Source organism: Burkholderia sp. PU8-34, from assembly GCF_053427725.1.
In genome coordinates, this window is the sequence record NZ_JBSAXC010000004.1 from 504,441 (window position 1) to 527,646 (window position 23,206).

Consider the following 23,206-nt stretch of genomic DNA (forward strand, 5'->3'; position numbering starts at 1 on the left):
ACTTATCCGATTCCCTGCTTTGCTTACTGTCTCCGCACCGTGTGGAGTCAGGAACTGCGAACGTCTGTTACTTTTTTTGCCCTTCTACGCGGCAGTCAAGTTTGACAAGTTGTCCGGCACGTTAGTGAATACGCATCACGAGGCGCTCGAGCGAACGCAAGGATCTCTCTGACGCCATACCCATCTTCCTCCCCAATCAAAATTACCGGTGACGTTCGCGATTCAGGCGTGGCATCACCGCGCATGCGAGTGACTGGACGCCTGCGTCAATGTAAGAAACCATGTCACTTTGACACCCGGTGCGTCTCTGACGCAGCATTGCAGTCAACGCTGCTCCTGGAACTCGCCGCGACAGCGATTGAAAACGCGAACGGAAAGCGTCCAAGCGCGGAAGTCGCCGATGATTCAAGTTCTGCGTCGGGAAGTTCGACGTGAACTGAAATCCCACGCAACGCGTCTTCAACGACGCTAACGGCTGCGCCCTCGACGCCAGCTTCCACGAGCGCCGACCGCAGGGCATCTACGGTTTCGATCCGCTTCAGCGCGGGCTTGAAGATCTTGCCGACACCCGTCAAGGGCATCGTTTCAACGATCCGTATGCCTTTGGGGAACGCAGCTCGTTCGCTGATCTCGTCACGCAGGAACTCTGCCATTTCTGCTTCATTTGCCGTTATGCCCGGCTTGAGCTGGACATAGGCGACCGGCAGTTCGCCTGCGTGCATGTCAGGACGCCCCACTGCTGCGGCAATCTGCACTGCGGGATGTCGGTGCAGGGCTTCTTCGATCGCTGCCGGATCGATGTTGTGTCCGCCACGAATGATCAGCTCCTTCTTTCGGCCTGTGAGCCAGAAGTAACCGTCTGCGTCGCAGCGTCCCAGATCGCCTGTATTGAGCCATTTGCCGCCATCAGCCAGATCCATCCAGATGCCGCTGTTTTGCTCCGGCCGCATATAGCCGATGAACACGTTCGGACCGGAGATCACCAGTTGGCCAACCTCATCCGCCACACAGTCCCGCGCATAACGGCCCGTTTCATCGACCATCACGGCTTTCATGGCCTGGCCCGGGAGACGAAGGCCGATCGAGCCGACCCGCCGTTCGCCAAGCGGCGGATTGACGCTGCTAATGCAGGTACCTTCCGTGAGGCCGTAGCCTTCGAGGATCCTGATTCCGGTTCGCGCCTGGAAAGCACGCAACAATTCCATCGGCATCGGCGCAGCACCGCACAACCCGTATTCGAGCGAACTGATGTCTCGGCCGTCAACGGGCACGTCCAGCAGCGAGCCATAGAGGGTCGGCACGCCGCTGAAAAAGTTGATCCGGTAATGCGCGACGATATCCCAGAAGCGTTTGACGACGCCTTCTCCGCGATAACCTTGCGGCGTGCCCACCACGACATGCGCACCGCGTGAAAACGGCAGCAGTCCCGTCACCATCACGGCATTGACGTGGAAAAGCGGCAATCCGCAGAAGATCGTCTTGCCCGGGCCAACGCTTTCACCGAGGAATTGTCCGGCGCTCCATGCATTGGCCACCTCGTTGCCGTGCCGGCGCATCGCGATTTTTGGCAGGCCTGTGGTGCCGCCCGTGCAGAAGTAGGACGATACGTCTTCCCTGTTCATCCGGTGTGAGGTGCAGAGCACCATGCCCGGCTCCCGTGCGACTGCTTCGCCGAAGTCGTGAATGGCGATCTGCGAAGGAACCGCACCTCGCACACCTTCCTCGCCGTGCAACCTCGACCATTCGTCGCGCTGAAGCATTCGGGCCGCAAATCGCTGTTCGCCCGGCACATGGTCAGCAAGGTTTATCAGCACGACATGCTTGAGCGACGCAACCTTGTGCAAGACCGCCTGCACTTTCGGCCACAGGTCCGTGTCGGGATACGGCGCCAGTGTGACAATCACGCTGGCGCCTGAGGCATTGAGCAGCTCGCCGATCGCGTCACTCTCGAGCAGTGGATTGATCGCGCAGACAATGCCGACCGCCTCGCCTCCCCAGATCACAAAGTGCGTTTCGGGCAGATTCGGCAATACATAGGCGATGACCGTGTCTCGCTGTACACCCAGTCGCGACAGCATGTTTGCAGTGCGCGTGATGTCGCGCACCAGTTCACTGTAAGTCCAGCGCTCCGGGTTCGCGTAGTCGTCCGTGGTCGCGAAGAACGAAAGCGCGGGTGCCGATGGATTGATGGCGGCGCCCCGGCAGATCATTTCGTAGGTGCTCGACGGAATATCCGCCGGTTGCCCCTGCGATTCGATAGCGAGGACATCCTGCTCGTTTGCAATGCCTTTCATGCGGCCTCTGCGACGACGACGTTGCGCTGGGTGCCAAGATCGATCGAGCCATCCTGGCTGACGATACGTGCTTCGACCACATCGCCATCCTGAAGGTACTGCGGTCGATCCGCTTGCAAGGCGAGGAAAAGACGCCATTTCTCCGCTTCGGGCAGCTGTGCCGCGGCGCGTTGCTTCTCCGGCGACGGAACGATCAGCGCGCAACCGGATGGCGTACCCGTTGCGAGCAAGTCACCGGCATGCAGGTCATGAACGCCGGACAACTCGGTCAATGTCTCTGCCGGGCCGTAGACAAGACCCGAAGTGGAATCGTTCTGTCGAACCTTCCCGTTGACGGTCAGCGTCAGCACGAGGTCCTTCAGCTTCGGCATGTCGTGCTTTTCGAGCAGGCAAAGGTAAGGACCCACAGGGCCAAACGTACGATAGCTCTTGCCCTTGTAGAACTGCATCTGTGGAATCTGGATGTCGCGCGCAGAGTAGTCGTTGACGATCACGGCGCCGGCAATGAAATCGTGCAGGTTCTCGTCAGTAACCGTTTCGCGGGATGTGATGTCGCGTTTGAGGACAAGACCGAGCTCGATCTCATAGTCGAGAAACCGTACCTCGTGTGGCTTCACCAGTTTCGAGTCAGCAGCGACGATGCAGCTCGCGGCCTTCGTGAAGATCATGTTGAATTTCTTGACATCCGGGTCCATGCCGGATTCGATCATATGCTGGCGATAATTCGCACCCTGGCAGATGAACTGCTGATTCACCGTGACAGGCGAGAGCCATTGCACGGCCGACTCGGGAATCGTCGGACCGTCGAGTTCGAGCAGGCGCTCAACCGGATTCCCGGCGATAAATTCCGCCGTCGTCGCGAATTCGCCGGGAATAGGCGTGATGGCGCCGTTTCGTACCACGCCCCAACGAGCGTGGCCTTCGTGGCGATAATGCAAAACATGCAGTGACATGGTGTCGAGCCTCTAATGTTCGGAGATGCGGGGGTGTCAGGCGAATATCTTGGCGAGCGCCAGCAGCTTGCTCACCGTCAGATCCGGACTGCGTCGGAGGTTGCGAATGAGGGCGGCCAAGCTCGACGGCGAGAGCTTGGGCTTGGTGAAACTGCGTGGCATCGCCGGCCCCCATTGGGCCATCGCTTCACGGCTGACCGCATGCTGGCCGGTGGGTATGTCCGCCGTGAAGAGGTCGCCGTCGCAGTAGTGTTCGTGCTTGTCGCCCCAAGGGTCTTGCCAGTAGTCGAATATCTGGCTGCCCAGAATATGACGTCCGATACCCCAAGCGTGTGTCCAACCATTTTCGCGCAGGACGCGTTGCCCCATGCCGACCGCGTCCGCATCGATCAATTCAAAGGCGCTATGGCTGTACTTCGGAATGAAACCTTGCGCCAACGCGAGCGTGTGATGGTCGGCTGGCCGCTCGCCCAGATCCAGACGCATGAATGCGACGGCGGGTGAGCCGTCCGGGAGTGTCTGCACATCGCTCGGGATAAAACCGAAGTGCCGTGTGTACCACGCGCACGTTTCCTGGAAGTCCGCCAACTCGAGCACGACATGCCCCAGCTTGATGACTTCAGGCGCGTCCGCCGGCGGGCGCTGCGTGTCGTTGATTCGTACTGCCGCGTCCACGGAATTGAATTGAAGCGCGTTTCGATGGGGCAACGGTTCAACTTCGCGAAGGCCGCAGACCGCATCGACGCGAAAGCCCGAGGGGTCGGTCAACGTCACGCGATAACCGCCGCCTGGCCAGTCCGACGATTCCACCCCCGAGGCGCCGGGGAGCTTGGTCAGGGCATGCAGGTCCGACTTGCTATCGACCTGCAACCCAAAGCCGGCAAACTGTGCCTTCGTCGCGTGGCGAACGACATAACAGAACGGCGCCGGGCCGGTGCCGCGCAAAAGCAACAGCGCTTCGTTTCGCAAGACCGTTTGCAGCCCGAAGTCGTTCAGAAACCGCTCGGCCTGTTCGAGGTCGGGACGGTCAAATATCAAGTACGACAACGCCGACGCCTTGGTCGTGGGATGGGGATGACGCGACGGTTGTGCAGTAGTCAATCCGGGAACGCCAAGATGCGCACTTGTCTCCACGCTCAGCTCCTATCGTCTCTATGGTTGCTCGTCCGATTCATTGCTCGGCTTGTTGATGACATTAAACTCATCGATGATACTTTTGTCAACTATCGCAAGCGAGCCCGTACTTGCGCAGCGACTCTGCCTGGGGTGGCTTTATCCTCGGATGCCGGTATGCACATAATTAAATTTCACAATCATGGTTGATTGTTTTATCATTTGTGTGCAATATATCGCATCTAGAGCAGGCGTCGAGCCGGACGGTCGTCGTCTACTGATCCCGAGAAGCAGCCACGGCAGCCAAGCACGAGCCCCAAGATGTCGACGAATCCACCCGCAACGCGCGAGCTGCAGCAAGCGCGTGCGCGACCCAACTCCTACCAGCGGCAGGCCGTGCTCTGGGGTGCCCTCGTAGTCGGGCTCGGCGTGCTGATGTGGATCTTGCGTCCGGTGCTGACGCCGTTCTTGCTTGGCGGCTTGATTGCCTACATGCTCCAGCCCGGCGTCGAATGGCTCGTCCGTCAGCGTATTCCACGCTCTCTGGCGGCGCTCGTCATGATGCTTTTGTTTGCGTCGATCATCGTGTCGCTCGGGCTGCTCGTGTTCGCCGTGATCCAAACAGAGCTGCCGGCGCTCGCCGCGCAAATTCCAGGTTTCACGGCAAAGATCAATGCGTGGCTGCAGCCGAAGCTCGCCATGTTCGGCCTGGACGGGTCGTTCGATTTGTCGAGCTTGCGCAACGTACTGACGAGCCGGCTCGAAGGCGGCGGACAATCGGTGCAGCCTGCAGCATGGCGCTATGTGCGCACGGGCGGCAGCGCATTGGTTACCGTGGTGGGCAATGTCGTCGTGGTACCGCTCGTGCTGTACTACCTGCTCTACGACAGGCGTAAGTTCTTCGCTCGGATCGAAAGCCTCGTGCCTCGGCCGTGGCTCGGCAAAACGTGCGCGCTCGTAACCGAGATGGATCAGATTCTGTCGCAATATCTGCGCGGCCAATTGCTCGTCATGGTCGTGCTCGCAACGTTCTACCCGATCGCGCTGGGCCTCGCCGGCTTCGGCATCGCATTGCCTGTCGGTCTATTTACCGGGCTTGCGGTCTTCATCCCGTATGTCGGCTTCGCGACGGGGCTCGTACTCGCGCTGCTCGCCGCGCTGCTCCAATTCGGCGACTGGTACGGTTTCGGTGCGGTGGCCTTGATCTATGGGATTGGGCAAGTGCTCGAGACGGCGTTTCTTACGCCTCGGCTCATCGGCGAGCGCATCGGTCTGCATCCGCTCGCGGTGATTTTTGCGCTGCTGGCGTTCGGCCAACTATTCGGCTTTTTCGGCGTACTGCTCGCGCTTCCTGTCAGCGCCATCCTTGCGACGGCACTGCGCGAGGTGCGTCGGCGCTATCTGGCAAGCGCGCTTTATGCGAATGGGCGGGAGTAGGTTCCCCACCGCCGCATCGCCTCCGAAAATTTTGCTTCAGTACGCCACACGAGCTGGTCACGCTCCGTGCCGCTCGGCGCCGGGTCTCGGAACCGGCACGATCGTCAGCGATCGGACGCCCTGTGCACCACGAATCAACACACCTTCGATATCCGCGGGATCGAGCAATGCAACGAGATGCTGCGACAGGTGTCCGTGAAGACGTGCAGCCTCTTGGCGAACAAAGGCGGTGAGCCATTCCTCCGCGCGCGGCACCCACTGGTCACGGGCGGTTGCCGGGCAATACTCCGCCAGGAATCGTCGGACAAAGAAGCGATATTGGCGGCGGGACGCAGGTGCAAGCCCCACGACCTGCGAGAGATGGCGATCGAAATCGTCGACCCAGCTGTTCAGTTCGTCGGGCAGTGCTGCCTACGTTGTCCGTTTGCATATGACACCTCCTACAGAGCGTTGCGCCCGAAGCGAGCCGGCGATGCGGGATTTGCAGTTCGACCGGGCGCGCACGGCATTCCTCATGGCACCGCGGGCCCGGGTCACCGATAATGCGCGAGGCCGCTACCACGACGGCTGTCGTCGCCGCGAGGTTACCGGGAGGTTCACGTAACCTTGTGGCCGCACGTCACGGCGGCGACGACAAGCTTGTCGTTGCGATCGCGCAGCCATTCAGCCTGCGCGTCCTGGCGCCACGATCTCCGTTGTGCGGCCACCCTGCACGGAAGGCGTCTCCGTGCTTTCCCCACCGCCGTTGCCTGCGGTCTTCCGGCTTCGGCGTGGTGTGTCGCTCGGGTGGAGCGCGTCGAGGAACGTTTTGCCCTTCTCGGTCAGGTGCGCGCGGCGTGCGCCTGCGGCGCAATGTTCCAGCTTTACCAGCTGGCGGTCGAGCAGCGCGTCAAGCTCGGCGCGATTCATGTCGATCTGCTCTGGCGCCTGGCGAACCAGCATCAAGGTCGCAAATTCGTGTGGACTGAGCATCTCCGTCTCCCGTAAAACATGGTCCCGAATGCAGGGGAACGGTGCAGAAAAACGACACGTAGTGCAGGCCGTATAGGGGCCGCGCTACCACGCAGCGCGACGCCGTCACGCAAAAAAGCGCGCCGGCGAACCGGTGTCGTCGAGACAGCCCGCGTTGATGGCGCGTACCGTCTGATATCCGCCCTCCACCGTGGCACTTTGCGTGCTTGCCCTAGCCGATATCGATCGTGCGACTCGCGGACTGCGCCGGCTCCGATTTCGGCACGGTCAACGTGAGTACACCGTTGTCAAACTTTGCCAAAGCATGATCGGGGTCGGCGTTTTCCGGCATCGGGATCGTGCGCATGAAGCTTCCATGGGCGCGCTCCAGCCGGTAGCAGCCGTTTTCCTCGCTGCGCACATCCTGCTTTTTCTCTCCGCGCAGCACGATTGCCCCATCCTCGACGCTCACCTTCAGATCTTCGCGCTCCATTCCGGGCAGTTCGGCGGTCACGCGCAGCACCTGCCCTTCATCGACGACGTCGATGCGCGGCTGGAAGCGCGATGAACTGAAGTCGCCAAACCATCGTTCGAGCGCGCCACGGCCTGCAAACGGGTCATGAAAGAACTCCTCCACTGCACGCCACGGTTCGCGTGAGAACAGTCGCGGAATGTCAGGCCACGAGGCCCGCCACTGTTCGCTTGTCGGCGGGCTTTCCGGGCCTTCAGCATCCGACTTGCGGGCAGCTCCGCGAAGGAACTTGAAGGGGTTCCACTTTTTCAGATCGGTATTCATAGCGTCCTCCGATTCAGCTTCAACCTGTTTTGAGCGTGGCGGCCAGCCCATCAGGTAGCGAGCGCGCCCTGAGCTTCGACGGTCCCAAGCACGCCGCGATCGATCAATTTCACCGCGTACTCGACCGCATCGCGCCGCGCTTCGGCCGCGCTTGTTCAGCGTTCGCTGAAACGCGGCAGATGCCGGTCGGCTAACACCTCATCGTTCCGTTCGATCCGGACGATAGCGATGTGGCCGTCCGGTGCGGACAGGCGGGTCACGATCCGTCGCACGGGAATGGTGCGAATATGGATCGCATGTTCTTTCCAGGACTCCTGCGTGACATCAGACACCGGCCCCCCCCTGCTCCTGGTTCGCGACGGCGGCAGCGCGATCGCTGCCGCCCTGCTTGCTGACCTGCCGTTGCCGACGGGTCAGCTGGTCTTGATTTCAACGCGCCGTGGGCGCGCCTCGTCGCGGCGTGGGATTGTCAGCTTCAGCACCCCGTCCTGGAGGCTCGCCTCGATCTTTGACGTATCGAAGTCCGGTGACAGCGTGAACGTCCGGGCGAAGTGCGGTTCGCGGACCTCGGCATGCTGCAGCCGCAGATTTGCCGGCGTTGGCACCACCGCCTCGGCCTCGATCGAGAGGCTGCTGTCGTGAACTTTGACGTCCAGCTTGTCCTTCGTCACGCCGGGCAGATCCGCCCATAGCGTGACGACCTGGCTGTCCTCGTATATGTCGACGGCCGGGACAAGCGTGATCCGGCGCGTGGGCTGTTCGGTGTCGCGACGTGCTACGGTGGATGGGTCGCGTTCGGCCAGTTGGGTCGTGTCAGTCATGATCGGCTCCTCGGATTACTGGATAGTGATGGCGCGCGGCTTGGACGATTCGCGCCTGCCGACACTGATCGACAGACAGCCATTTTCGTAGCGCGCCTGGACCTTGTCGGGATCGGCGGTGTCGGGCAGCTCGATGACGCGCCGGAAGGTGCCGACAAAGCGCTCCTGCGCATACGTACGCATCTCGCTTCCAGTGTCGGGTTGTGTCGATTTGCGTTCGCCGCTGATGGTCAGCAAGCCCTTGTCGATCGATACGTCGAGTTCGGTGGCGTTGATGCCCGGGGCGAAGGCAACGATCTCGATCGACGTGTCGGTCGCACCGATGTTGATCTGAGGAAACGCGCCAAGCCGGCCGGCGCGGATGCTGGACGGGAAGCCGCCGAAGAGTTGCGCCATCTGCTGCTGCAGGCGGTCGAACTCGCTGAAGAGGTCGGTTCCGAAGTAAAGATCGCTCATGATCGTATCCTCCTTGAATGCAGCCGGGAGGCGAACGGGCCTACGCGCTCCAGTTCGCCTGCCAGACTGTTGGCAAACAAATCGAAACACGCAGCGCGCGGGATCAAGAGGCCCGCGCGTCTGCCTGAGCGAAACTTAAGATAGGAACTCTGCGAAAAATTTCAAGGTGCGTCGGCAGATTTTTGCACTTGAAATTTCGGTGCTTGAACCTATCATCGCAGCGGCTTGGAACTGCATTCGGAGGACGCCATGGAATTCGACACGGACTGGCTTACGCTGGGCAGGCATCGTATCCGGCTGCGCTCGACGAAGGGCTTTCCGACCGAGACGATGCGCACTGTGACCGAGGTCGTCAGGCTCGCGATCGACAACAACATGAGCGCGCGGGCGCGACTCGTCGAGGTCGTCTGCCGGCATGAAAAGACCTACGACGTGCTGGTCGGCACGACGATGGCGGAGGACAAGGTTTGTGCACCGCAACTTGAAGCCGCGGTTGCGGTTGTGCTGGGCCTGTTGCCTGACCAGATCAACATCACGGTCACCCCCGTCACGCAAAAGGAGGTCGATCTGCACTTTGGCGTGTACGAGCGGATGCTGTCGGAGAAGCTGAGTACGACGCCGCCGACCCGCTGACCGATCGGTCCAGCGCTCCGCCATGCGGCCGGCACAGGTTCGCGTCTCCTGCCATGCTGGCGCGGGGCGGGCACGGCGGCAACGATCGCGGAATGGGAGCACCATCATGAAAGTACGTTCACGCGGGCTACTCGCCGCGGCCGCCCTGGCCGCGGGTGCCTTCCCTGGAGCGGTGGTTGCTGTGGCGCCGCTGCCGCGGGCATTGCCGGCCCTGCAGGACATCTGGATCTCCGGCACGATCCAGCGGGGCAACGGGGAGTTCGCCCCGGGGGACTATACGACGATCCGGCTGGATCGTCCGGCCGCGTCACCGTGCAGCGACAAGGTCGTGACCGACATTCTGCTCGGCCAGGCCGGCACCACCGAACACTTGCTGCTATTGCCGTATCTGAACCAGCGGGTCGCGGTAAAAGGGCGCATTACCTGCCCGGATTCCGGAATCCAGTTTGCACCGACGCCGGACTTCGTATTCCCGATCTACTGACCCGGCGGGAGAGCTTCCAAGGCGCATGCACTACCGTGCGCGGCGTCCATTTTCTGCGCGGCTTCGGTTCGCGCACCGGGCGGATGTCGTTGCAGTCGCCCGCGATGCCCAACAGTGCATCGACGACCTTGATTTTTTCGCAACTGTTTTTATATTTTGTTTTGCCAGCCCGGATAGCAATGAAGGGCAAATGGCGTATGCCCGTGACGTCGGATGACGCGTGTCTGGGAAACACAGCGAGCGGGCAGAGTCAGGGGTGCGAAGCGAAATCTCACCGGATGCGGTGAGCTCGCAGCGCAAGCGTCGGGCCGGTGGTCCCGCCGGCGATCGCGCGCCCGCCCCTGAGGGAGTGACGGCCGCCTCCGATGCGGCGGCCAGTGGAAGACGTGCAGGGCTGTCATGAAAACGGCGATCAGTTACCGGAACATTTCGGAGCTTGCCCGCCCCGACCTGAAAGGCCTGATTGGCAATCTCCTCGACCGACACCTTCAGCCGCACCTGTCGCACTTCCCCGCCGAACTCGTTCGGTTACGTGCGACCCTCGAACGAAGCGGCCATCGCAGTCTCTACCGGGCAAGGCTCCGACTCGGGTTGCCGAATGCCACACTCGCCTGCTCAGACGAATCGCCCGAGCTCGGCAAATCCCTCGAACTGTCCTTCGCGGAACTGGAGCGGCAACTCGAGCGCCACATCGCCCATCTGCGTCACGAGGACAACTGGCGCCGCAAGGAGCGCCGCGCCGGGTTGCGGCGACTCAAAGACGCGGCGGCCGGTCCCGCTGGCGCCGGGCTGGCGCTGTTCAGCGAGCTCGTGCGCCCATTGCTGCCGGAGCTCAAGCGCTTCGTGGAGCGCGAACTCGCCTACCTGCAGGCGCGCGGCGATCTCGCACCGGGGGACCCTGCCGTCGATGAGGTCGTCGACGAGACGCTGGCCCGCGCCTGCGAAAGACTCGCGCAGCGTCCACGCAAGCTCGAGCCGAGACAGTGGCTCTACCAGATCGCGCTCGACGTACTCGCCGAGGAAGTGAGCCGCCGGCAGACCGACGAGGGCCGCTGGGTCTCCCTGGAAGGCAGACCGCCGGTTCAATTGCGCGAGCCGCACGAAGACGATGACGAAATCCTGTTCGAATACTGGCAACCCGACGAAGTGCTGCGACTCGAGGACGTGACGCCGGCGGCCGACGGCACGCCCGAAGAGGAATTGAGTGCAAAGGAAACTCGTCGACTCGTGGCAGCGCTTGTTGCAGACATGCCGACGTCGTGGCGCCAGGCGCTGGTGCTGTGTCGGATGGAAGCCGTGCCGCGAGCCTCTGCCGCTCAGGTGCTCGGCACCAGCGAGCAGGAACTCGAGCGCTGGCTCGTGGATGCCGATGCGTTTCTAAAGGCCCGACTTGGCGAGCTGCGGCTTACGCCGCGGGATGCAGGCGTGGCCGCGGACTATATCGTGACGGGCACGCCGCCACCGGCGTCCCGGCTGACCTGGGAGTTCGATGACGCCATGCGGGGTGATGCGCCCGCGTAGGGCTCGGCATGGAGGTGAACCATGATGACCATCAGGACGCCACATTCGGACCTCGCAGACGTCGACGCGCTGCTCGACGAGGCGCTGCAGGAAACCTTTCCGGCCAGCGATCCCATTGCGTGCACGCCGGCGTCCGAGGCGGGCGCGCCGCGGACGCGCCGGACGCCGGGACGTGCAAAACGTTCGTCTGTTGCCCCCGGCCAGGGGACCCGGTCAAGCCGTGGAAGATCTGCGATCGGGCGCTCCGCGTTGACTTCGGGGACTGGCTGAGCGACCCGCACGGAATCGCCATGCAGTCGATTCGGCATGCAACCGAATCCTCATAGGTATCTGACGATACGGAGCCAACCATGAAAATCTGCCCTTTGCATGATCGGGTCGTGGTCCGGCGGCAGGAGCAGGAGCGCAGGACCGCAGCAGGCATCGTCATCCCCGAACCGCTGCGCCAGATCGCGTTGAACGCGGGCGAAGAGCCCTCGGTCGTGCTCAACCGGGTGCTGGAGCAGTCCGGCAACTTCGGCTGGAACGCGGCCTCCGATACCTATGGGGACCTGATGGAGATAGGTGTGGTCGATCCGACGAAAGTGACGCGCACGACCCTGCAGAACGCCGCGTCGGTCGCCGGGCTGATCCTCACTACGGACGCGGTGGTGGCTGAGTTGCCGAAGGAAGAGGTCCGGCCCGCCGTGTCACCACCCGAGATGGAGTATTGACCGGGATGCGTGGTGAGATGATGGCGTAACGGAGCGGGATTCACGTAACCTTCCCCGAACCAGATCGAGCGAGTGAACACCATGGGCAAGATCATCGGCATCGACCTCGGCACCACGAACTCGTGCGTGGCGCTGATGGAAGGCAGTCAGGTCAAGGTAATCGAAAATTCGGAAGGTGCGCGCACCACGCCGTCGATCGTCGCGTACATGGACGCGGACGAAGTGCTCGTCGGCACACCGGCAAAGCGCCAGGCCGTGACCAATCCAAAGAACACGTTGTTTGCCGTCAAGCGGCTGATCGGCCGCCGCTACGAAGAGAAGGAAGTGCAGAAGGACATCGGCCTGATGCCTTTCAGAATTTTCAAGGCCGACAACGGCGACGCATGGGTCGAGGCGCAGGACAAGAAGCTTGCCCCGCCGCAAGTATCGGCGGAGGTGCTGCGCAAGATGAAGAAGACCGCCGAGGACTACCTCGGCGAACCCGTCACCGAAGCCGTCATCACGGTGCCCGCCTACTTCAACGACAGCCAGCGCCAGGCCACCAAGGACGCCGGCCGCATCGCCGGCCTCGAAGTGAGGCGGATCATCAACGAGCCAACCGCGGCGGCGCTCGCCTTCGGCCTGGACAAGCAGGAAAACCGTGACCGCAAGATCGCCGTGTTCGACCTAGGCGGCGGCACCTTTGACATCTCCATCATCGAGATCGCCGACGTACAGGGCGAGAAGCAGTTCGAAGTGCTGTCGACCAACGGTGACACGTTCCTCGGCGGCGAGGACTTCGACCAGCGCATCATCGACTACATCATCGGCGAGTTCAAGAAGGAGCAAGGCGTCGACCTGTCGAAGGACGTGCTCGCACTGCAGCGCCTGAAGGAGGCGGCCGAAAAGGCGAAGATCGAGCTGTCGTCGGCCCAGCAGACCGAAATTAATTTGCCGTATATCACGGCCGACGCGAGCGGCCCCAGGCATCTCACGCTGAAGCTCACGCGGGCCAAGCTCGAAGCACTGGTCGAAGATCTGATCGAGCGCACGATGGCGCCATGCCGCATCGCCATCAAGGACGCCGGCGTGGCCGTGGACAAGATCGATGACGTGATTCTGGTGGGCGGGATGACCCGCATGCCGAGGGTGCAGGACAAGGTTCGAGCGTTTTTCGGCCGGGAGCCGCGCAAGGATGTCAACCCGGACGAAGCCGTGGCGGTGGGCGCGGCCATCCAGGGCGCGGTGCTCGCGGGCGAACGCAAAGATGTGCTGCTGCTCGACGTCACGCCGCTGTCGCTCGGCATCGAAACACAGGGCGGCGTGATGACCAGGATGATCGAGAAGAACACCACTATCCCGACCAAATTCTCGGAGATTTTCTCCACCGCCGACGACAACCAGCCTGCCGTGACGGTCAAGGTCTATCAGGGCGAGCGCGAGATGGTCGCGGGCAACAAGCTGCTGGGCGAGTTCAGCCTCGAAGGTATCCCACCGTCGCCGCGCGGCGTGCCACAGATCGAGGTGACATTCGACATCGACGCGAATGGCATCCTGCACGTGTCGGCCAAAGACAAGGCGACCGGCAAGGAAAGCCGCATCACCATCAAGGCTAATTCAGGTCTGTCCGAGGAGGAAATACAAAAGATGGTGAGGGATGCCGAGGCCCACGCCGCTGAAGATCACCGAATGCGTGAGCTGGTCGACGCGCGTAACCATGGCGATGCCCTGGTGCATAGCACGAAGAAGGCGCTCACCGAGTACGGCGATAAGCTGGAGGCGGGTGAGAAGGAAAAGATCGAAGCCGCGATCAAGGAGCTCGAGGGGGCGCTCAAGGGTTCCGACAAAGCCGCGATCGACGCCCGGGTGCATGCGCTCGCCACGGCCTCGCAGAAACTCGGCGAAAAGCTGTATGCCGACCTGCAGTCGCAGGCAGCCAGTGGCTCAGAAGGCTCGGCCAGTCAAGAGGCCGGTGGTGGAACAAGGGAGGAGGACGTGGTCGATGCGGAGTTCAAGGAGGTGAAGACAAAGCGGTAAGCGGCAGCAAAATCATGCTTCGGCTCGATTCCAGGCTTGGACGAACCGATACCCGGCACAGACATCTCGTAATAGCCAGTCCACGCCGTTCGCTGTTGCGGCGGACACGATTTCCATGTTTGTTGACCATGAAGCTGAACCTGACGATTGATTCCAAGCCTTTGAGCATTGAGCTTGATGACGTAATCGCCGGGCTGCTGGCGGTGCGGCTGGACGCGCCTTCGGAAGGCGACGCCATGCGCAATGCGATTTCCCGTCATCTGAGCGACGTAGGCGGTCCATGGCTGCTGGATGAGGACCACATGCGCAATCGCATTCTGCGCCGTCTCATTTTGGAAATCACCGATCCGGCGCTGGTCGTTCGGTATCTGATGATCGAGCAGCCGCAGTAGGTTTTCGTGCGAAACGGAACGTGGAAGGCAGAAGCTGCCCGACGAAGCACGCTGTCGGGAACCTGAAATGTATCAATCAGGGAGCAAGCTCGCCAATGTCGTCCAAGGTCGCTCGCGCGAGCGGTACAGGTGAGCCCGCGTTACTGTAAGGTGTATTGGCCGGGACTCGATCTGACAGGTAGTCGGATCGACAAAGAATGAGTCATCAATGGGGGATGAGTTTCTCCTTCGCGATCGCTTTGCGCAGAATTGGCTCGCCGTGACGGTCGATCACGACGTGTTCGCGCTTTCGCGGCAACTCCTCGTCCAGTTTGCGCGCGGCGTCCATCAGCCATTGCCGGAGGTGCCGCACGATGCCGAGAATCTTCACCGCAATTCGTGTGTCGGGAAATGAGATCGTCCCGGTTACGCCCGTCCGCTCGCCGTCAATGCGGCGCTACCGGCAACGGCCGCCGCGCGACACCCTCGGCCTCGACACGATCCAAACCCAACGCCTGCAATACGGCCACGGCGGCGCGCTCCGCAAGGTGCTCTTGCGCAACGTCTCGGTCCTGATCCCGTTCGGCCGGGGATCGGCCCGGAGCGACAACATTGAGTTCCGCGGCAATCGCCGCGAGAACGATGCCGGTCACCGAGACATGGCTCATGAAGGGATCGGCCGCGGCGAAGCGTCCGGCTGCAATACCCATCTCGCTATCGCGCCTCAACCGCCGATTCATACCGAGGTGCAGTGCGCGATCCGAAAATCCCTCGCGAATCAGGAAACGCCCCCAAACCGGTTCGCGCCGCGCACGCATCACGGTGTGTCGCACGCACACCGCGACCACTTCCGCCGGATCAGATAGACCGCTCACAAGCGCATCGAGCCGGTCGCCGAACTCCTCGATCACCCAATCGACGAGCGCCGCATGAAGCGCATCCTTCGATTCGAAGTGGTTGTAGAACGAGCCGAAGCCCACATCCGCCGCTTCCGTGATCTCGTTGATGGTCACGTACTCGAAACCTTTCGTCGCCACTAGGGCGAGCGCCGCCTCGAGCAGGCGAGCACGCGTCTCGCGCTTGCGCCGCGCACCGCGAGGTTCGCGCCGGTCGCCCTCGCCTGGGGTCGCACCGTCCACCGCATGAGCGTCGCCGACTTCCATGGCCCCTTGGCGGGGCCGTCGCGAACCGGGGTGCCCACCGTTCACCGGCGCGCTCGTCTCTTTTTTATCGCTCATCGATTCAGATCCACAAGTCATAATTGACAAGTTTATCATCTTCGACTTTAATGTCACCACAGATCGATGCTCGTCAGTGAAAACCCTGATGAATGAACGGTCCCCTTTCCTCTTGCTAACCCCTTGCTTTGGAAACATCGTGAAACTCCCCGGTCTTGAAACGCGGTCGTCCTCGCGCCCGTCTTCCACTGCGTTGCCCCGTCGGGCGGGCCTTTGTCTCGCCGTTTGCGGCGCGGTCCTGCTCGCGGCTTGTCATACGCGCGAACCTGTCGCCCCCGAGGTGAAGCCCGTCGTCGCGCTCGCCGTGCATGCCGACGGTACGCCGGACGCCACTTCGTTGCCGGCTCAAGTCGCGGCGCGCTACTCGACGGCACTTTCGTTCCGCGTCGGCGGAAAAATCGCCGAGCGTCGCGTACATCTGGGCGATACGGTAAAGGCCGGGCAAGTGCTCGCACTGCTCGACCCCACCGATCTGCGCAACAATGCGGCGAGCGCACGCGCTCAGCTCGATGCGGCCGAGCATCAACTCGCGTATCAGAAGCAGCAGCTCGCTCGGGATCAAGCGCAGGCGCAGGCCAAGCTGATTGCGCCGGCGCAGCTGGAGCAAACGCAAAATGCCTATGCAACGGCGCTCGCGCAGCGCGATTCCGCGTTGGCTCAAATGGCGCTGGCCCAAGACCACCTGCACTACACCACTTTGGTGGCGGACCACGACGGCGTGATCAAGTCCGAGGGCGCCGATACGGGCCAGAACGTCGAGCAAGGCCAGGCCGTCTATCACCTCGATTGGAGTGGCGATGTCGATATCGCCTGCGACGCCCCCGAGAGCGCACTGAATTCGCTCAAGGTCGGCCAGACCGCAAAAGTCACGCTGTCGGCCTTGCCCGGCAAGACATTCGAAGCACGCGTGCGCGAGGTGGCGCCCAGCGCCGATCCGCAAAGCCGCACCTGGCGCGTGAAGCTCACGCTCATTGCGCCGACCCCCGAGATACGGCTCGGCATGACGGCTCAGGTGCAGTTCGATATGGCCCACGCGAACGACGGCGCTTCCCCCTTCGAGCTGCCGGCCACGGCGCTCTTCCACGATGGCGACAAGCCCGCCGTCTGGGTCGTTCAACCGGGCACCGACAAGCTCGTGTTGCGTCCCGTCACCGTCACGAACTACGGCGAACGGACGGTTGAAGTCGCCGCAGGCCTGCACGACGGTGAACGCGTCGTCGTGCAGGGCGTCCATACCGTGAGCGCCGGCGAGCATGTGCAAGCCGTCGCCCCGCTGCATCCCGAGGACTTCGCATCATGAGCATCGTCGACCGTGAAAAGGCGGGCGACGCCACGCTCGCCACCGCCCCCAAGGCCGAAAGCGAAGGCAAAGGCGGCTTCAATCTTTCCCAATGGGCGCTGCGTCATCAGCAGCTCGTGATTTACTTGATCGGTCTGATGACGCTGTTCGGCGTCATCGGCTACACCCATCTTTCGCAATCCGAAGATCCGCCGTTCACGTTCCGAACGATGGTCATTCAAACGTATTGGCCCGGCGCGAGCGCACGTGAAGTACAGGAGCAGGTCACGGATCGCATCGCGCGCCAGCTTCAGGCCGCGCCCTACGTCGACAACATCAAGAGCTATTCGCGCCCCGGCGAGTCGATGATCTTCTTCGCGATGAAGGACTCGGCGCCCGTCAAGGAAGTGCCTGAAACCTGGTATCAGGTTCGCAAGAAGGTGGGCGACATTCGCGCAACGCTGCCGCAGGGTATCGTCGGCCCGTTCTTCAACGATGAGTTCGGCGACGTCTATACGAACATCTACGCCCTCGAAGGTGACGGATTTTCGCCCGCGCAACTGCACGACTATGCGGACCAACTGCGCACCGTGCTCCTGCGCGTGCCTGGCGTGGCGAAGGTCGACTACTTCGGCGATCCGGACCAGCACATCTTCATCGAGATTTCGAACACGCAGTTGACGAAGCTCGCGATCACGCCCGCGGAACTCGCTCACGCCATCGATGCGCAGAACGCCGTGGCGCCGGTCGGCACGTTCACCACGCCCGACGATCGCGTATTCGTGCGCACGAGCGGTGCATTCAAAGACGTGCATGCGCTCGAAGACATGCTGATTTCGGTGAATCGCCGTACGTTCCGCCTCGGCGACATCGCAAAGATCCACCGCGGCTATGACGATCCGCCCGTCACGCAGATGCGGACGAACGGCCATGCCGTGCTCGGGATCGGCGTCACGATGCAGACAGGCGGCGACGTGATCCGGCTAGGCAAGGCACTCGATAGCGAGCGCGCCGAATTGCAAGCACGCCTGCCCGCGGGGCTCAAGCTCGTCCAGATCTCGAGCATGCCCGACACCGTCAAGCATTCGGTCGACGATTTCGTCGAGGCAGTGGCCGAGGCCGTCGCGATCGTCCTGGTGGTCAGCCTCGTCTCGCTGGGCCTGCGCACGGGCATGGTCGTCGTAATCTCGATCCCGATCGTGCTCGCCGTGACGTCGCTGTGCATGTATCTGTTCGGCATCGGCCTGAACAAGGTCTCGCTCGGCACCCTCGTGCTCGCGCTGGGGTTGCTCGTGGACGACGCCATCATCGCCGTCGAGATGATGGCCGTGAAACTCGAACAAGGCTGGAGCCGCATGCGCTCGGCGGCATTCGCCTACACGAGCACGGCCTTTCCGATGCTGACGGGTACGCTCGTCACCGTATCGGGCTTCCTGCCGATTGCCCTCGCCAAGTCGAGCACCGGTGAATACACGCGCTCGATCTTCGAAGTGTCGGCGATCGCGCTCATCGTTTCATGGTTCGCCGCCGTCGTGCTCGTTCCGCTGCTCGGTTATCACCTGCTCCCCGAACGCAAGGCGGGCAAGCACGATGGCCACGGCCACGGCGATGATATCTACAACACGGGTTTCTATCGCCGCATGGGCGGCTGGGTGGCCTGGTGCATCGAGCACCGTTGGTTGGTGCTGGGCGTAACGGCCATCGCATTCGCCGTCGCCATGGCGGCCTTCACTCGCGTGCCCAAGCAGTTCTTCCCGAACTCCGAGCGCCCCGAGTTGCTCGTCGATATGCGCCTGCCCGAGGGGGCTTCATTCGCCGCGACGCTGCGTGAAGCACAACGCCTCGAGCAGACCCTGCACGGCCGCCCCGAAATCGATCGCGTCGTCGACTTCGTCGGCACCGGCGCGCCCCGCTTCTATCTGCCACTCGACCAGCAATTGCAGCAGCCGAACTTCGCGCAATTCGTCATCACGGCAAAGGACGTCAAAGAACGGGAAAAGCTCCTGAAATGGCTCGACGCCTCGCTCGAGAATCAGTTCCCCGGCGTACGAACACGTGTGGCGCGACTCGAGAACGGGCCTCCCGTCGGTTATCCGATTCAATTCCGTGTGAGCGGCGACAACATCACGACGGTGCATGACATCGCACAGAAGGTGGCCGACAAGGTACGTGCCGACGCACGCACACGCAATGTGCAGTTCGACTGGGATGAGCCGGAAGAGCGCTCCCTATCGTTCCAAATCGACCAGAACCGGGCCCGTCAACTCGGTGTGACCTCGCAGGATGTATCGAACTTCCTCGCCATGACGCTTTCCGGCTACACGGTGACGCAGTACCGCGAGCGCGACAAATTGATCGACGTCGATCTGCGCGCGCCCAAGAGCGAGCGCGTCGATCCCTCGCAACTCACGAGCCTGGCCGTTCCGACACCCAGCGGGCCGGTGCCGCTCGGCACGCTCGGCCATGTGCGCACGGCGCTCGAGTACGGCGTGATTTGGGAACGCGATCGGCAGCCGACCATCACGGTGCAAGCCGACGTTCGTGGCGACGCGCAAGGTATCGACGTCACGCACGACGTCGACCGGCAACTGAGCCAGCTTCGCGCGCAACTGCCGATCGGCTATCGCATCGTGGTCGGCGGCTCGGTCGAGGAAAGCATGAAGGGCCAGACGTCGATCAATGCCGAAATGCCGATCCTCATCATCGCGGTGCTGACCCTGCTCATGATCCAGCTACAGAGCTTCGCGCGCACGCTCATCGTCGTGCTGACCGCACCGCTCGGCTTGATCGGCGTCGTGGCCGCGCTGCTGCTGCTCGGCGAACCGTTCGGGTTCGTCGCCATGCTCGGCGTGATCGCGATGTTCGGCATCATCATGCGCAATTCGGTGATCCTCGTCGATCAGATCGAGCAGGACATCGCGTCCGGCCATCCCCGTTTCGATGCAATCGTCGGCGCGACCGTCAGGCGCTTCCGTCCGATCATGCTCACGGCCGCCGCTGCGGTGCTGGCATTGATTCCGCTCCTTCGTTCCGGCTTCTTTGGCCCGATGGCTACCTCGCTCATGGGCGGCATCACGATCGCCACGGTGCTCACGCTGTTCTTCCTGCCGGCCCTTTATGCGACTTCCTTCCGTGTTCGCCGCGACGAGCGCGAACCGCAACAGAGCGTCGTCGAACACGCGGAGATCTGACCATGCAACTTGCCATCAAGACAGCCGTTATCGCCGTGTTCGCGGCACTTGCAGCGAGCGCCTGTTCGTTAGGCCCGAGCGGTACGCCGCCCGCGATGCCGTCGCCCGCGCATTATGGGGCACAGCCGCAACCTCAGCAGACCGTCGCGGCGGGAGGTACAGCGCAATATTTCGATGTCGGCGCAACGTCAGTCCCGCAATGGTGGAAGCTGTACCGCTCCGACGCGCTCGATGCGCTTGTCGAAGAAGGGCTGCGCAACAACCCGACACTCGCCGCCACGCAGAGGTCGCTGAATGCCGCGCAGCAGGAACTGCGGGCCCAGATCGGTGCTTCGACGTTGCCGTCGATCGACGCGGGTGCGCAGGTCGAGCGTACGCGTTCGCCCGTCGTCCCCGGCATCGGTCCAAGCACCGAACGCTACAACGTCTTCGTCGGTCAGTTGCAGGCGCAGTACAACTTCGATCTGTTCGGCGCTGTTCGCTACGGGAACAAGGCCAGCGCGGCTCGCGTCGACGTGCAGGCGTACGAACTCGACGCAGCGCGCCGCGCGCTCGCCGCGAATATCGTCGGCACCGCCATCAATGCCGCGGCGCTCGATCGTCAGATCGCGCTCACCGAACGTCTCGTGACGCTTGCCGGCGATACCGCGCGCGACGATGCGCAGCGTCAAGCGCTCGGCTCGATCTCGCATGCGCAGGCACTGGCGTCCGCGCGGCAGGCCGCCGCGCTCGCCGCTACCCTCCCGCCGCTGCGCCAGCAGCGCGCGAGCACGGTCCACGCGCTGGCCGTGCTGTTGGGTCGAACGCCAGATGCGGCGCCTGGCGTCCCCGATCTGGATAGCCTTGCGCTGCCCGAGCGCCTACCGGTCGCCGTACCGGCGCAGTTGCTTCGCTCGCGTCCGGATATTCAAGCCGCCGAAGCCGCTGTGCAAGCGGCCGCAGCCGATGTCGGTCAAGCGACGGCGCAGCTTTTCCCGAGCCTGTCGCTGACGGCCTCGATGGGACGCGCCGGATTCAGTTGGCCAGCCCTGCTCTCCGGCGCCGGCGGCATATGGGCGATCGGTGCAAGCGCTGCGCAACCGATCTTCCATGGCGGCGCCTTGCTGGCGCATCGGCGTGCAACGAAGGAGGCGTATGAGGCAGCGGTTCTGCACTACAAATCGACAGTCTTGTCCGCCTTCGAGAACGTCGCCGATTCGCTCGCCGCGCTCGAAAACGATGCGCAGACGCTCGCATCGACCGAAAGCGAGGCTCGCTCGGCGCATGAACTGTTCGACGAAACGACTTCGCGTTATCGGCTCGGGTCCTTGCCGATATCGGCGGCTCAAGCTAGCGAACAGCAGTTTCTGACTGCACAGCTCGACACGGTTCGCGCGCAGAGCCAACGGCTCGGCGATACCGCCGCGCTGTTTCAGGCGATGGGCGAATTGCCGCCCGAGCCAGGGAAGTCGGCGTCGCGCGATTGATTCGCGCTCGTTCGGTCCATTTGCGATCGGGCGGGCCGGCACGCGAGAAGCAGGCCGCCCCGCCACGATCGGTCGTCCACGTTTGTCCGTTCGATTTTCTTCAATATGGAACATCGAGATTTGATTGCCTGTCACGAGTGCGACTCTCTCTTTCGCAAGCCGCCGCGTCTGCGCGGTTTGGTTGCGCACTGCTCGTCTTGCGGCGCAAGCATGAAAGGGGTGCGCCACGCCGGTCTGACGCTCGAGAAGGTCTGCGCGGTCACGGTCGCCGCACTTATCACGTTCTTGATTGCGCAGGCGTTCCCGGTACTCGCGCTGGAAACCAATGGCCTGACGTCGCACGCCACGCTTTTTGAAGCCGTGCAGGCGCTGTGGAAAGGCCATATGCATGTCGTCGCAGCGATGGTCTTTTGCACGACGATGCTGTTCCCGTCATTCGAACTCGTCGCCCTGCTCTATCTATTGCTACCGCTGCGTGCGGGCCGTGTACCGCGCGCTTTCGACGCTGTGCTGCGCCTCGTTCAATTCGTGCGTCCGTGGGGCATGACCGAGGTTTTCATGCTCGGGGTGCTGATCACGATCGTGAAGATGGTGAGTCTCGCGCGAGTCATCCCGGGAACGTCGCTGTTCGCGTTCGGCGCGTTGACGCTGATGTTTTGCGTGATCGCTACTTTCGACCCGTGCATGCTATGGGAGATTCGCGACGAGGTCATGAATCGGGGCGGCGCTCGCGCCGGGCTGACCCGTCGGCGTAACAAGCAGCGTAACGCACAAGGCGGCGCTGTGCCGGCTACTCAGCCAGCAACCGCCTCCGTCACCGCCAAGCACGCCGGGTTCATCGCCTGTCACTGCTGCGGGCTCGTTCACTCGCGCAGCGCGCAAGCATCCGATTCACACTGTGTTCGGTGCCACTCACCGCTGCACGAGCGCCGCCCCGACAGCGTTACCCGTACGTTCGGGCTTCTTCTTGCCGCCGCTTTGCTCTATATCCCGGCGAACCTTTTGCCGATCATGCACACCTCGTCGTTGGGTCGCGCCGAGGACGACACGATCCTCGGCGGCATCGCCTACTTCTGGCGTTCGGGGGACTGGCCGCTTGCGGTGATCGTGTTCGTCGCCAGTGTCATGGTGCCGATGCTCAAGCTCGCCATTCTCACGCTGCAAACCGTCGCCGCCTATCGCGGTTCCGATTGGCAGCCGCTCGAGCGCGCCAAGCTCTACCGCATGGTGGAACGCGTCGGGCGCTGGTCGATGCTCGACGTATTCGTCGTGTCGCTCACTGTGGCACTCGTGCATTTCGGATCGCTCGCGCAGATCACCGCGGGACCGGGGGCTTTGGCCTTCGGTTCGGTCGTCGTGCTGACCATGCTCGCATCGAACGAGTTCGATCCGCGCCTGATCTGGGACAACGTCCGGCGCCGGCCGGCACGCGCTCCCGCACGATCGTAATCGCCGCGTACCTTCCGGCTTCGA

At 62.6% G+C, this 23,206-nt stretch carries 20 protein-coding genes and 1 pseudogene; 11 read left to right on the forward strand and 10 right to left on the reverse strand.

The genetic code is table 11. From position 1 onward, the window contains the following. Window positions 1-284: 284 nt before the first annotated feature. From ACV22Z_RS13655 to ACV22Z_RS13665, 3 genes are read right to left on the reverse strand one after another with little or no spacing between them, the layout of a single operon-like run. Window positions 285-2,294 (reverse strand): acyl-CoA synthetase, encoded by a 2,010-nt coding sequence (locus ACV22Z_RS13655; protein WP_448076812.1) that lies wholly within the window; start codon window positions 2,292-2,294, stop codon window positions 285-287. Continuing rightward, window positions 2,291-3,247, reverse strand: coding sequence for a fumarylacetoacetate hydrolase family protein (locus tag ACV22Z_RS13660; RefSeq protein WP_448076813.1), 957 nt, complete (start codon window positions 3,245-3,247; stop codon window positions 2,291-2,293). Before ACV22Z_RS13660 ends, ACV22Z_RS13655 begins: the two co-directional genes overlap by 4 nt. Before the next feature lie 36 nt (window positions 3,248-3,283). Then, entirely contained in the window at window positions 3,284-4,381 is a 1,098-nt protein-coding gene (locus ACV22Z_RS13665; RefSeq protein WP_448076814.1) for a VOC family protein, read from the reverse strand. 330 nt (window positions 4,382-4,711) lie between these two features. On the opposite strand from ACV22Z_RS13665, the gene ACV22Z_RS13670 reads away from it, so the two are divergent. Then, window positions 4,712-5,797 (forward strand): AI-2E family transporter, encoded by a 1,086-nt coding sequence (locus ACV22Z_RS13670; RefSeq protein WP_448076895.1) that lies wholly within the window; start codon window positions 4,712-4,714, stop codon window positions 5,795-5,797. A gap of 663 nt (window positions 5,798-6,460) precedes the next feature. On the opposite strand, the gene ACV22Z_RS13675 is transcribed toward ACV22Z_RS13670, so the two are convergent. From ACV22Z_RS13675 to ACV22Z_RS13695, 5 genes are all read right to left on the reverse strand, one after another. Continuing rightward, complete coding sequence (locus tag ACV22Z_RS13675) at window positions 6,461-6,769, reverse strand: hypothetical protein (protein WP_448076815.1); 309 nt, start codon at window positions 6,767-6,769, stop codon at window positions 6,461-6,463. A 211-nt stretch (window positions 6,770-6,980) separates the two neighbouring features. Then, on the reverse strand, window positions 6,981-7,544 hold the full coding sequence (locus tag ACV22Z_RS13680) for an Hsp20/alpha crystallin family protein (RefSeq protein WP_448076816.1): 564 nt from the start codon (window positions 7,542-7,544) through the stop codon (window positions 6,981-6,983). A gap of 155 nt (window positions 7,545-7,699) precedes the next feature. Then, window positions 7,700-7,876, reverse strand: a complete 177-nt coding sequence (locus tag ACV22Z_RS13685; RefSeq protein WP_448076817.1) for a hypothetical protein — start codon at window positions 7,874-7,876, stop codon at window positions 7,700-7,702. Window positions 7,877-7,957: 81 nt separating this feature from the next. Continuing rightward, the gene (locus tag ACV22Z_RS13690; protein WP_448076818.1) at window positions 7,958-8,365 is read right to left on the reverse strand and encodes an Hsp20/alpha crystallin family protein; all 408 of its coding nucleotides are present in this window, start codon (window positions 8,363-8,365) and stop codon (window positions 7,958-7,960) included. A gap of 15 nt (window positions 8,366-8,380) precedes the next feature. After that, the gene (locus ACV22Z_RS13695; protein ID WP_448076819.1) at window positions 8,381-8,821 is read right to left on the reverse strand and encodes an Hsp20/alpha crystallin family protein; all 441 of its coding nucleotides are present in this window, start codon (window positions 8,819-8,821) and stop codon (window positions 8,381-8,383) included. Window positions 8,822-9,070: 249 nt separating this feature from the next. On the opposite strand from ACV22Z_RS13695, the gene ACV22Z_RS13700 reads away from it, so the two are divergent. The 6 genes and pseudogenes from ACV22Z_RS13700 to ACV22Z_RS13725 all read left to right on the forward strand — a co-directional run bounded on the left by ACV22Z_RS13700 (window position 9,071) and on the right by ACV22Z_RS13725 (window position 14,580). Beyond that, entirely contained in the window at window positions 9,071-9,454 is a 384-nt protein-coding gene (locus ACV22Z_RS13700; protein ID WP_448076820.1) for a hypothetical protein, read from the forward strand. A 106-nt stretch (window positions 9,455-9,560) separates the two neighbouring features. Continuing rightward, complete coding sequence (locus ACV22Z_RS13705) at window positions 9,561-9,938, forward strand: hypothetical protein (protein WP_448076821.1); 378 nt, start codon at window positions 9,561-9,563, stop codon at window positions 9,936-9,938. Between the two features lie 399 nt (window positions 9,939-10,337). Beyond that, a complete protein-coding gene (locus ACV22Z_RS13710; protein WP_448076822.1) occupies window positions 10,338-11,459 on the forward strand; it encodes an RNA polymerase subunit sigma-28 in 1,122 nt (373 codons plus the stop codon). 365 nt (window positions 11,460-11,824) lie between these two features. Continuing rightward, window positions 11,825-12,172: pseudogene (locus ACV22Z_RS13715) on the forward strand (TCP-1/cpn60 chaperonin family protein); the annotation flags it as partial. 81 nt (window positions 12,173-12,253) lie between these two features. Then, window positions 12,254-14,188: a molecular chaperone DnaK gene (gene dnaK / locus ACV22Z_RS13720; RefSeq protein WP_448076823.1), complete on the forward strand. Its 1,935-nt coding sequence runs from the start codon at window positions 12,254-12,256 to the stop codon at window positions 14,186-14,188. Window positions 14,189-14,316: 128 nt separating this feature from the next. Beyond that, window positions 14,317-14,580, forward strand: a complete 264-nt coding sequence (locus ACV22Z_RS13725; RefSeq protein WP_448076824.1) for a hypothetical protein — start codon at window positions 14,317-14,319, stop codon at window positions 14,578-14,580. A 205-nt stretch (window positions 14,581-14,785) separates the two neighbouring features. Here the strand turns inward: ACV22Z_RS13725 and ACV22Z_RS13730 are convergent, their stop codons facing one another. Together ACV22Z_RS13730 and ACV22Z_RS13735 are read right to left on the reverse strand one after the other, a co-directional pair. Next, on the reverse strand, window positions 14,786-14,950 hold the full coding sequence (locus ACV22Z_RS13730; protein WP_448076902.1) for a hypothetical protein: 165 nt from the start codon (window positions 14,948-14,950) through the stop codon (window positions 14,786-14,788). Between the two features lie 55 nt (window positions 14,951-15,005). Continuing rightward, window positions 15,006-15,797 (reverse strand): TetR/AcrR family transcriptional regulator, encoded by a 792-nt coding sequence (locus ACV22Z_RS13735; protein WP_448076825.1) that lies wholly within the window; start codon window positions 15,795-15,797, stop codon window positions 15,006-15,008. 139 nt (window positions 15,798-15,936) lie between these two features. On the opposite strand from ACV22Z_RS13735, the gene ACV22Z_RS13740 reads away from it, so the two are divergent. From ACV22Z_RS13740 to ACV22Z_RS13755, 4 genes are all read left to right on the forward strand, one after another. Then, window positions 15,937-17,097, forward strand: coding sequence for an efflux RND transporter periplasmic adaptor subunit (locus ACV22Z_RS13740; RefSeq protein WP_448076826.1), 1,161 nt, complete (start codon window positions 15,937-15,939; stop codon window positions 17,095-17,097). Beyond that, window positions 17,094-20,267: an efflux RND transporter permease subunit gene (locus ACV22Z_RS13745; protein WP_448076827.1), complete on the forward strand. Its 3,174-nt coding sequence runs from the start codon at window positions 17,094-17,096 to the stop codon at window positions 20,265-20,267. Before ACV22Z_RS13740 ends, ACV22Z_RS13745 begins: the two co-directional genes overlap by 4 nt. A gap of 2 nt (window positions 20,268-20,269) precedes the next feature. Beyond that, window positions 20,270-21,733, forward strand: coding sequence for an efflux transporter outer membrane subunit (locus ACV22Z_RS13750; RefSeq protein ID WP_448076828.1), 1,464 nt, complete (start codon window positions 20,270-20,272; stop codon window positions 21,731-21,733). A 105-nt stretch (window positions 21,734-21,838) separates the two neighbouring features. Beyond that, a complete protein-coding gene (locus ACV22Z_RS13755; RefSeq protein ID WP_448076829.1) occupies window positions 21,839-23,182 on the forward strand; it encodes a paraquat-inducible protein A in 1,344 nt (447 codons plus the stop codon). Window positions 23,183-23,206 lie beyond the last annotated feature (24 nt).

Excerpts from the sequence above, each read along its gene's own strand:
- ACV22Z_RS13755 (WP_448076829.1), top strand. The coding sequence starts at position 21,839 with ATGGAACATCGAGATTTGATTGCCTGTCACGAGTGCGACTCTCTCTTT.
- ACV22Z_RS13675 (WP_448076815.1), bottom strand. The coding sequence starts at position 6,769 with ATGCTCAGTCCACACGAATTTGCGACCTTGATGCTGGTTCGCCAGGCG.
- ACV22Z_RS13695 (WP_448076819.1), bottom strand. The coding sequence starts at position 8,821 with ATGAGCGATCTTTACTTCGGAACCGACCTCTTCAGCGAGTTCGACCGC.
- ACV22Z_RS13690 (WP_448076818.1), bottom strand. The coding sequence starts at position 8,365 with ATGACTGACACGACCCAACTGGCCGAACGCGACCCATCCACCGTAGCA.
- ACV22Z_RS13655 (WP_448076812.1), bottom strand. The coding sequence starts at position 2,294 with ATGAAAGGCATTGCAAACGAGCAGGATGTCCTCGCTATCGAATCGCAG.
- ACV22Z_RS13710 (WP_448076822.1), top strand. The coding sequence starts at position 10,338 with ATGAAAACGGCGATCAGTTACCGGAACATTTCGGAGCTTGCCCGCCCC.
- ACV22Z_RS13680 (WP_448076816.1), bottom strand. The coding sequence starts at position 7,544 with ATGAATACCGATCTGAAAAAGTGGAACCCCTTCAAGTTCCTTCGCGGA.
- dnaK (WP_448076823.1), top strand. The coding sequence starts at position 12,254 with ATGGGCAAGATCATCGGCATCGACCTCGGCACCACGAACTCGTGCGTG.
- ACV22Z_RS13725 (WP_448076824.1), top strand. The coding sequence starts at position 14,317 with ATGAAGCTGAACCTGACGATTGATTCCAAGCCTTTGAGCATTGAGCTT.
- ACV22Z_RS13735 (WP_448076825.1), bottom strand. The coding sequence starts at position 15,797 with ATGAGCGATAAAAAAGAGACGAGCGCGCCGGTGAACGGTGGGCACCCC.
- ACV22Z_RS13700 (WP_448076820.1), top strand. The coding sequence starts at position 9,071 with ATGGAATTCGACACGGACTGGCTTACGCTGGGCAGGCATCGTATCCGG.
- ACV22Z_RS13745 (WP_448076827.1), top strand. The coding sequence starts at position 17,094 with ATGAGCATCGTCGACCGTGAAAAGGCGGGCGACGCCACGCTCGCCACC.
- ACV22Z_RS13705 (WP_448076821.1), top strand. The coding sequence starts at position 9,561 with ATGAAAGTACGTTCACGCGGGCTACTCGCCGCGGCCGCCCTGGCCGCG.
- ACV22Z_RS13660 (WP_448076813.1), bottom strand. The coding sequence starts at position 3,247 with ATGTCACTGCATGTTTTGCATTATCGCCACGAAGGCCACGCTCGTTGG.
- ACV22Z_RS13750 (WP_448076828.1), top strand. The coding sequence starts at position 20,270 with ATGCAACTTGCCATCAAGACAGCCGTTATCGCCGTGTTCGCGGCACTT.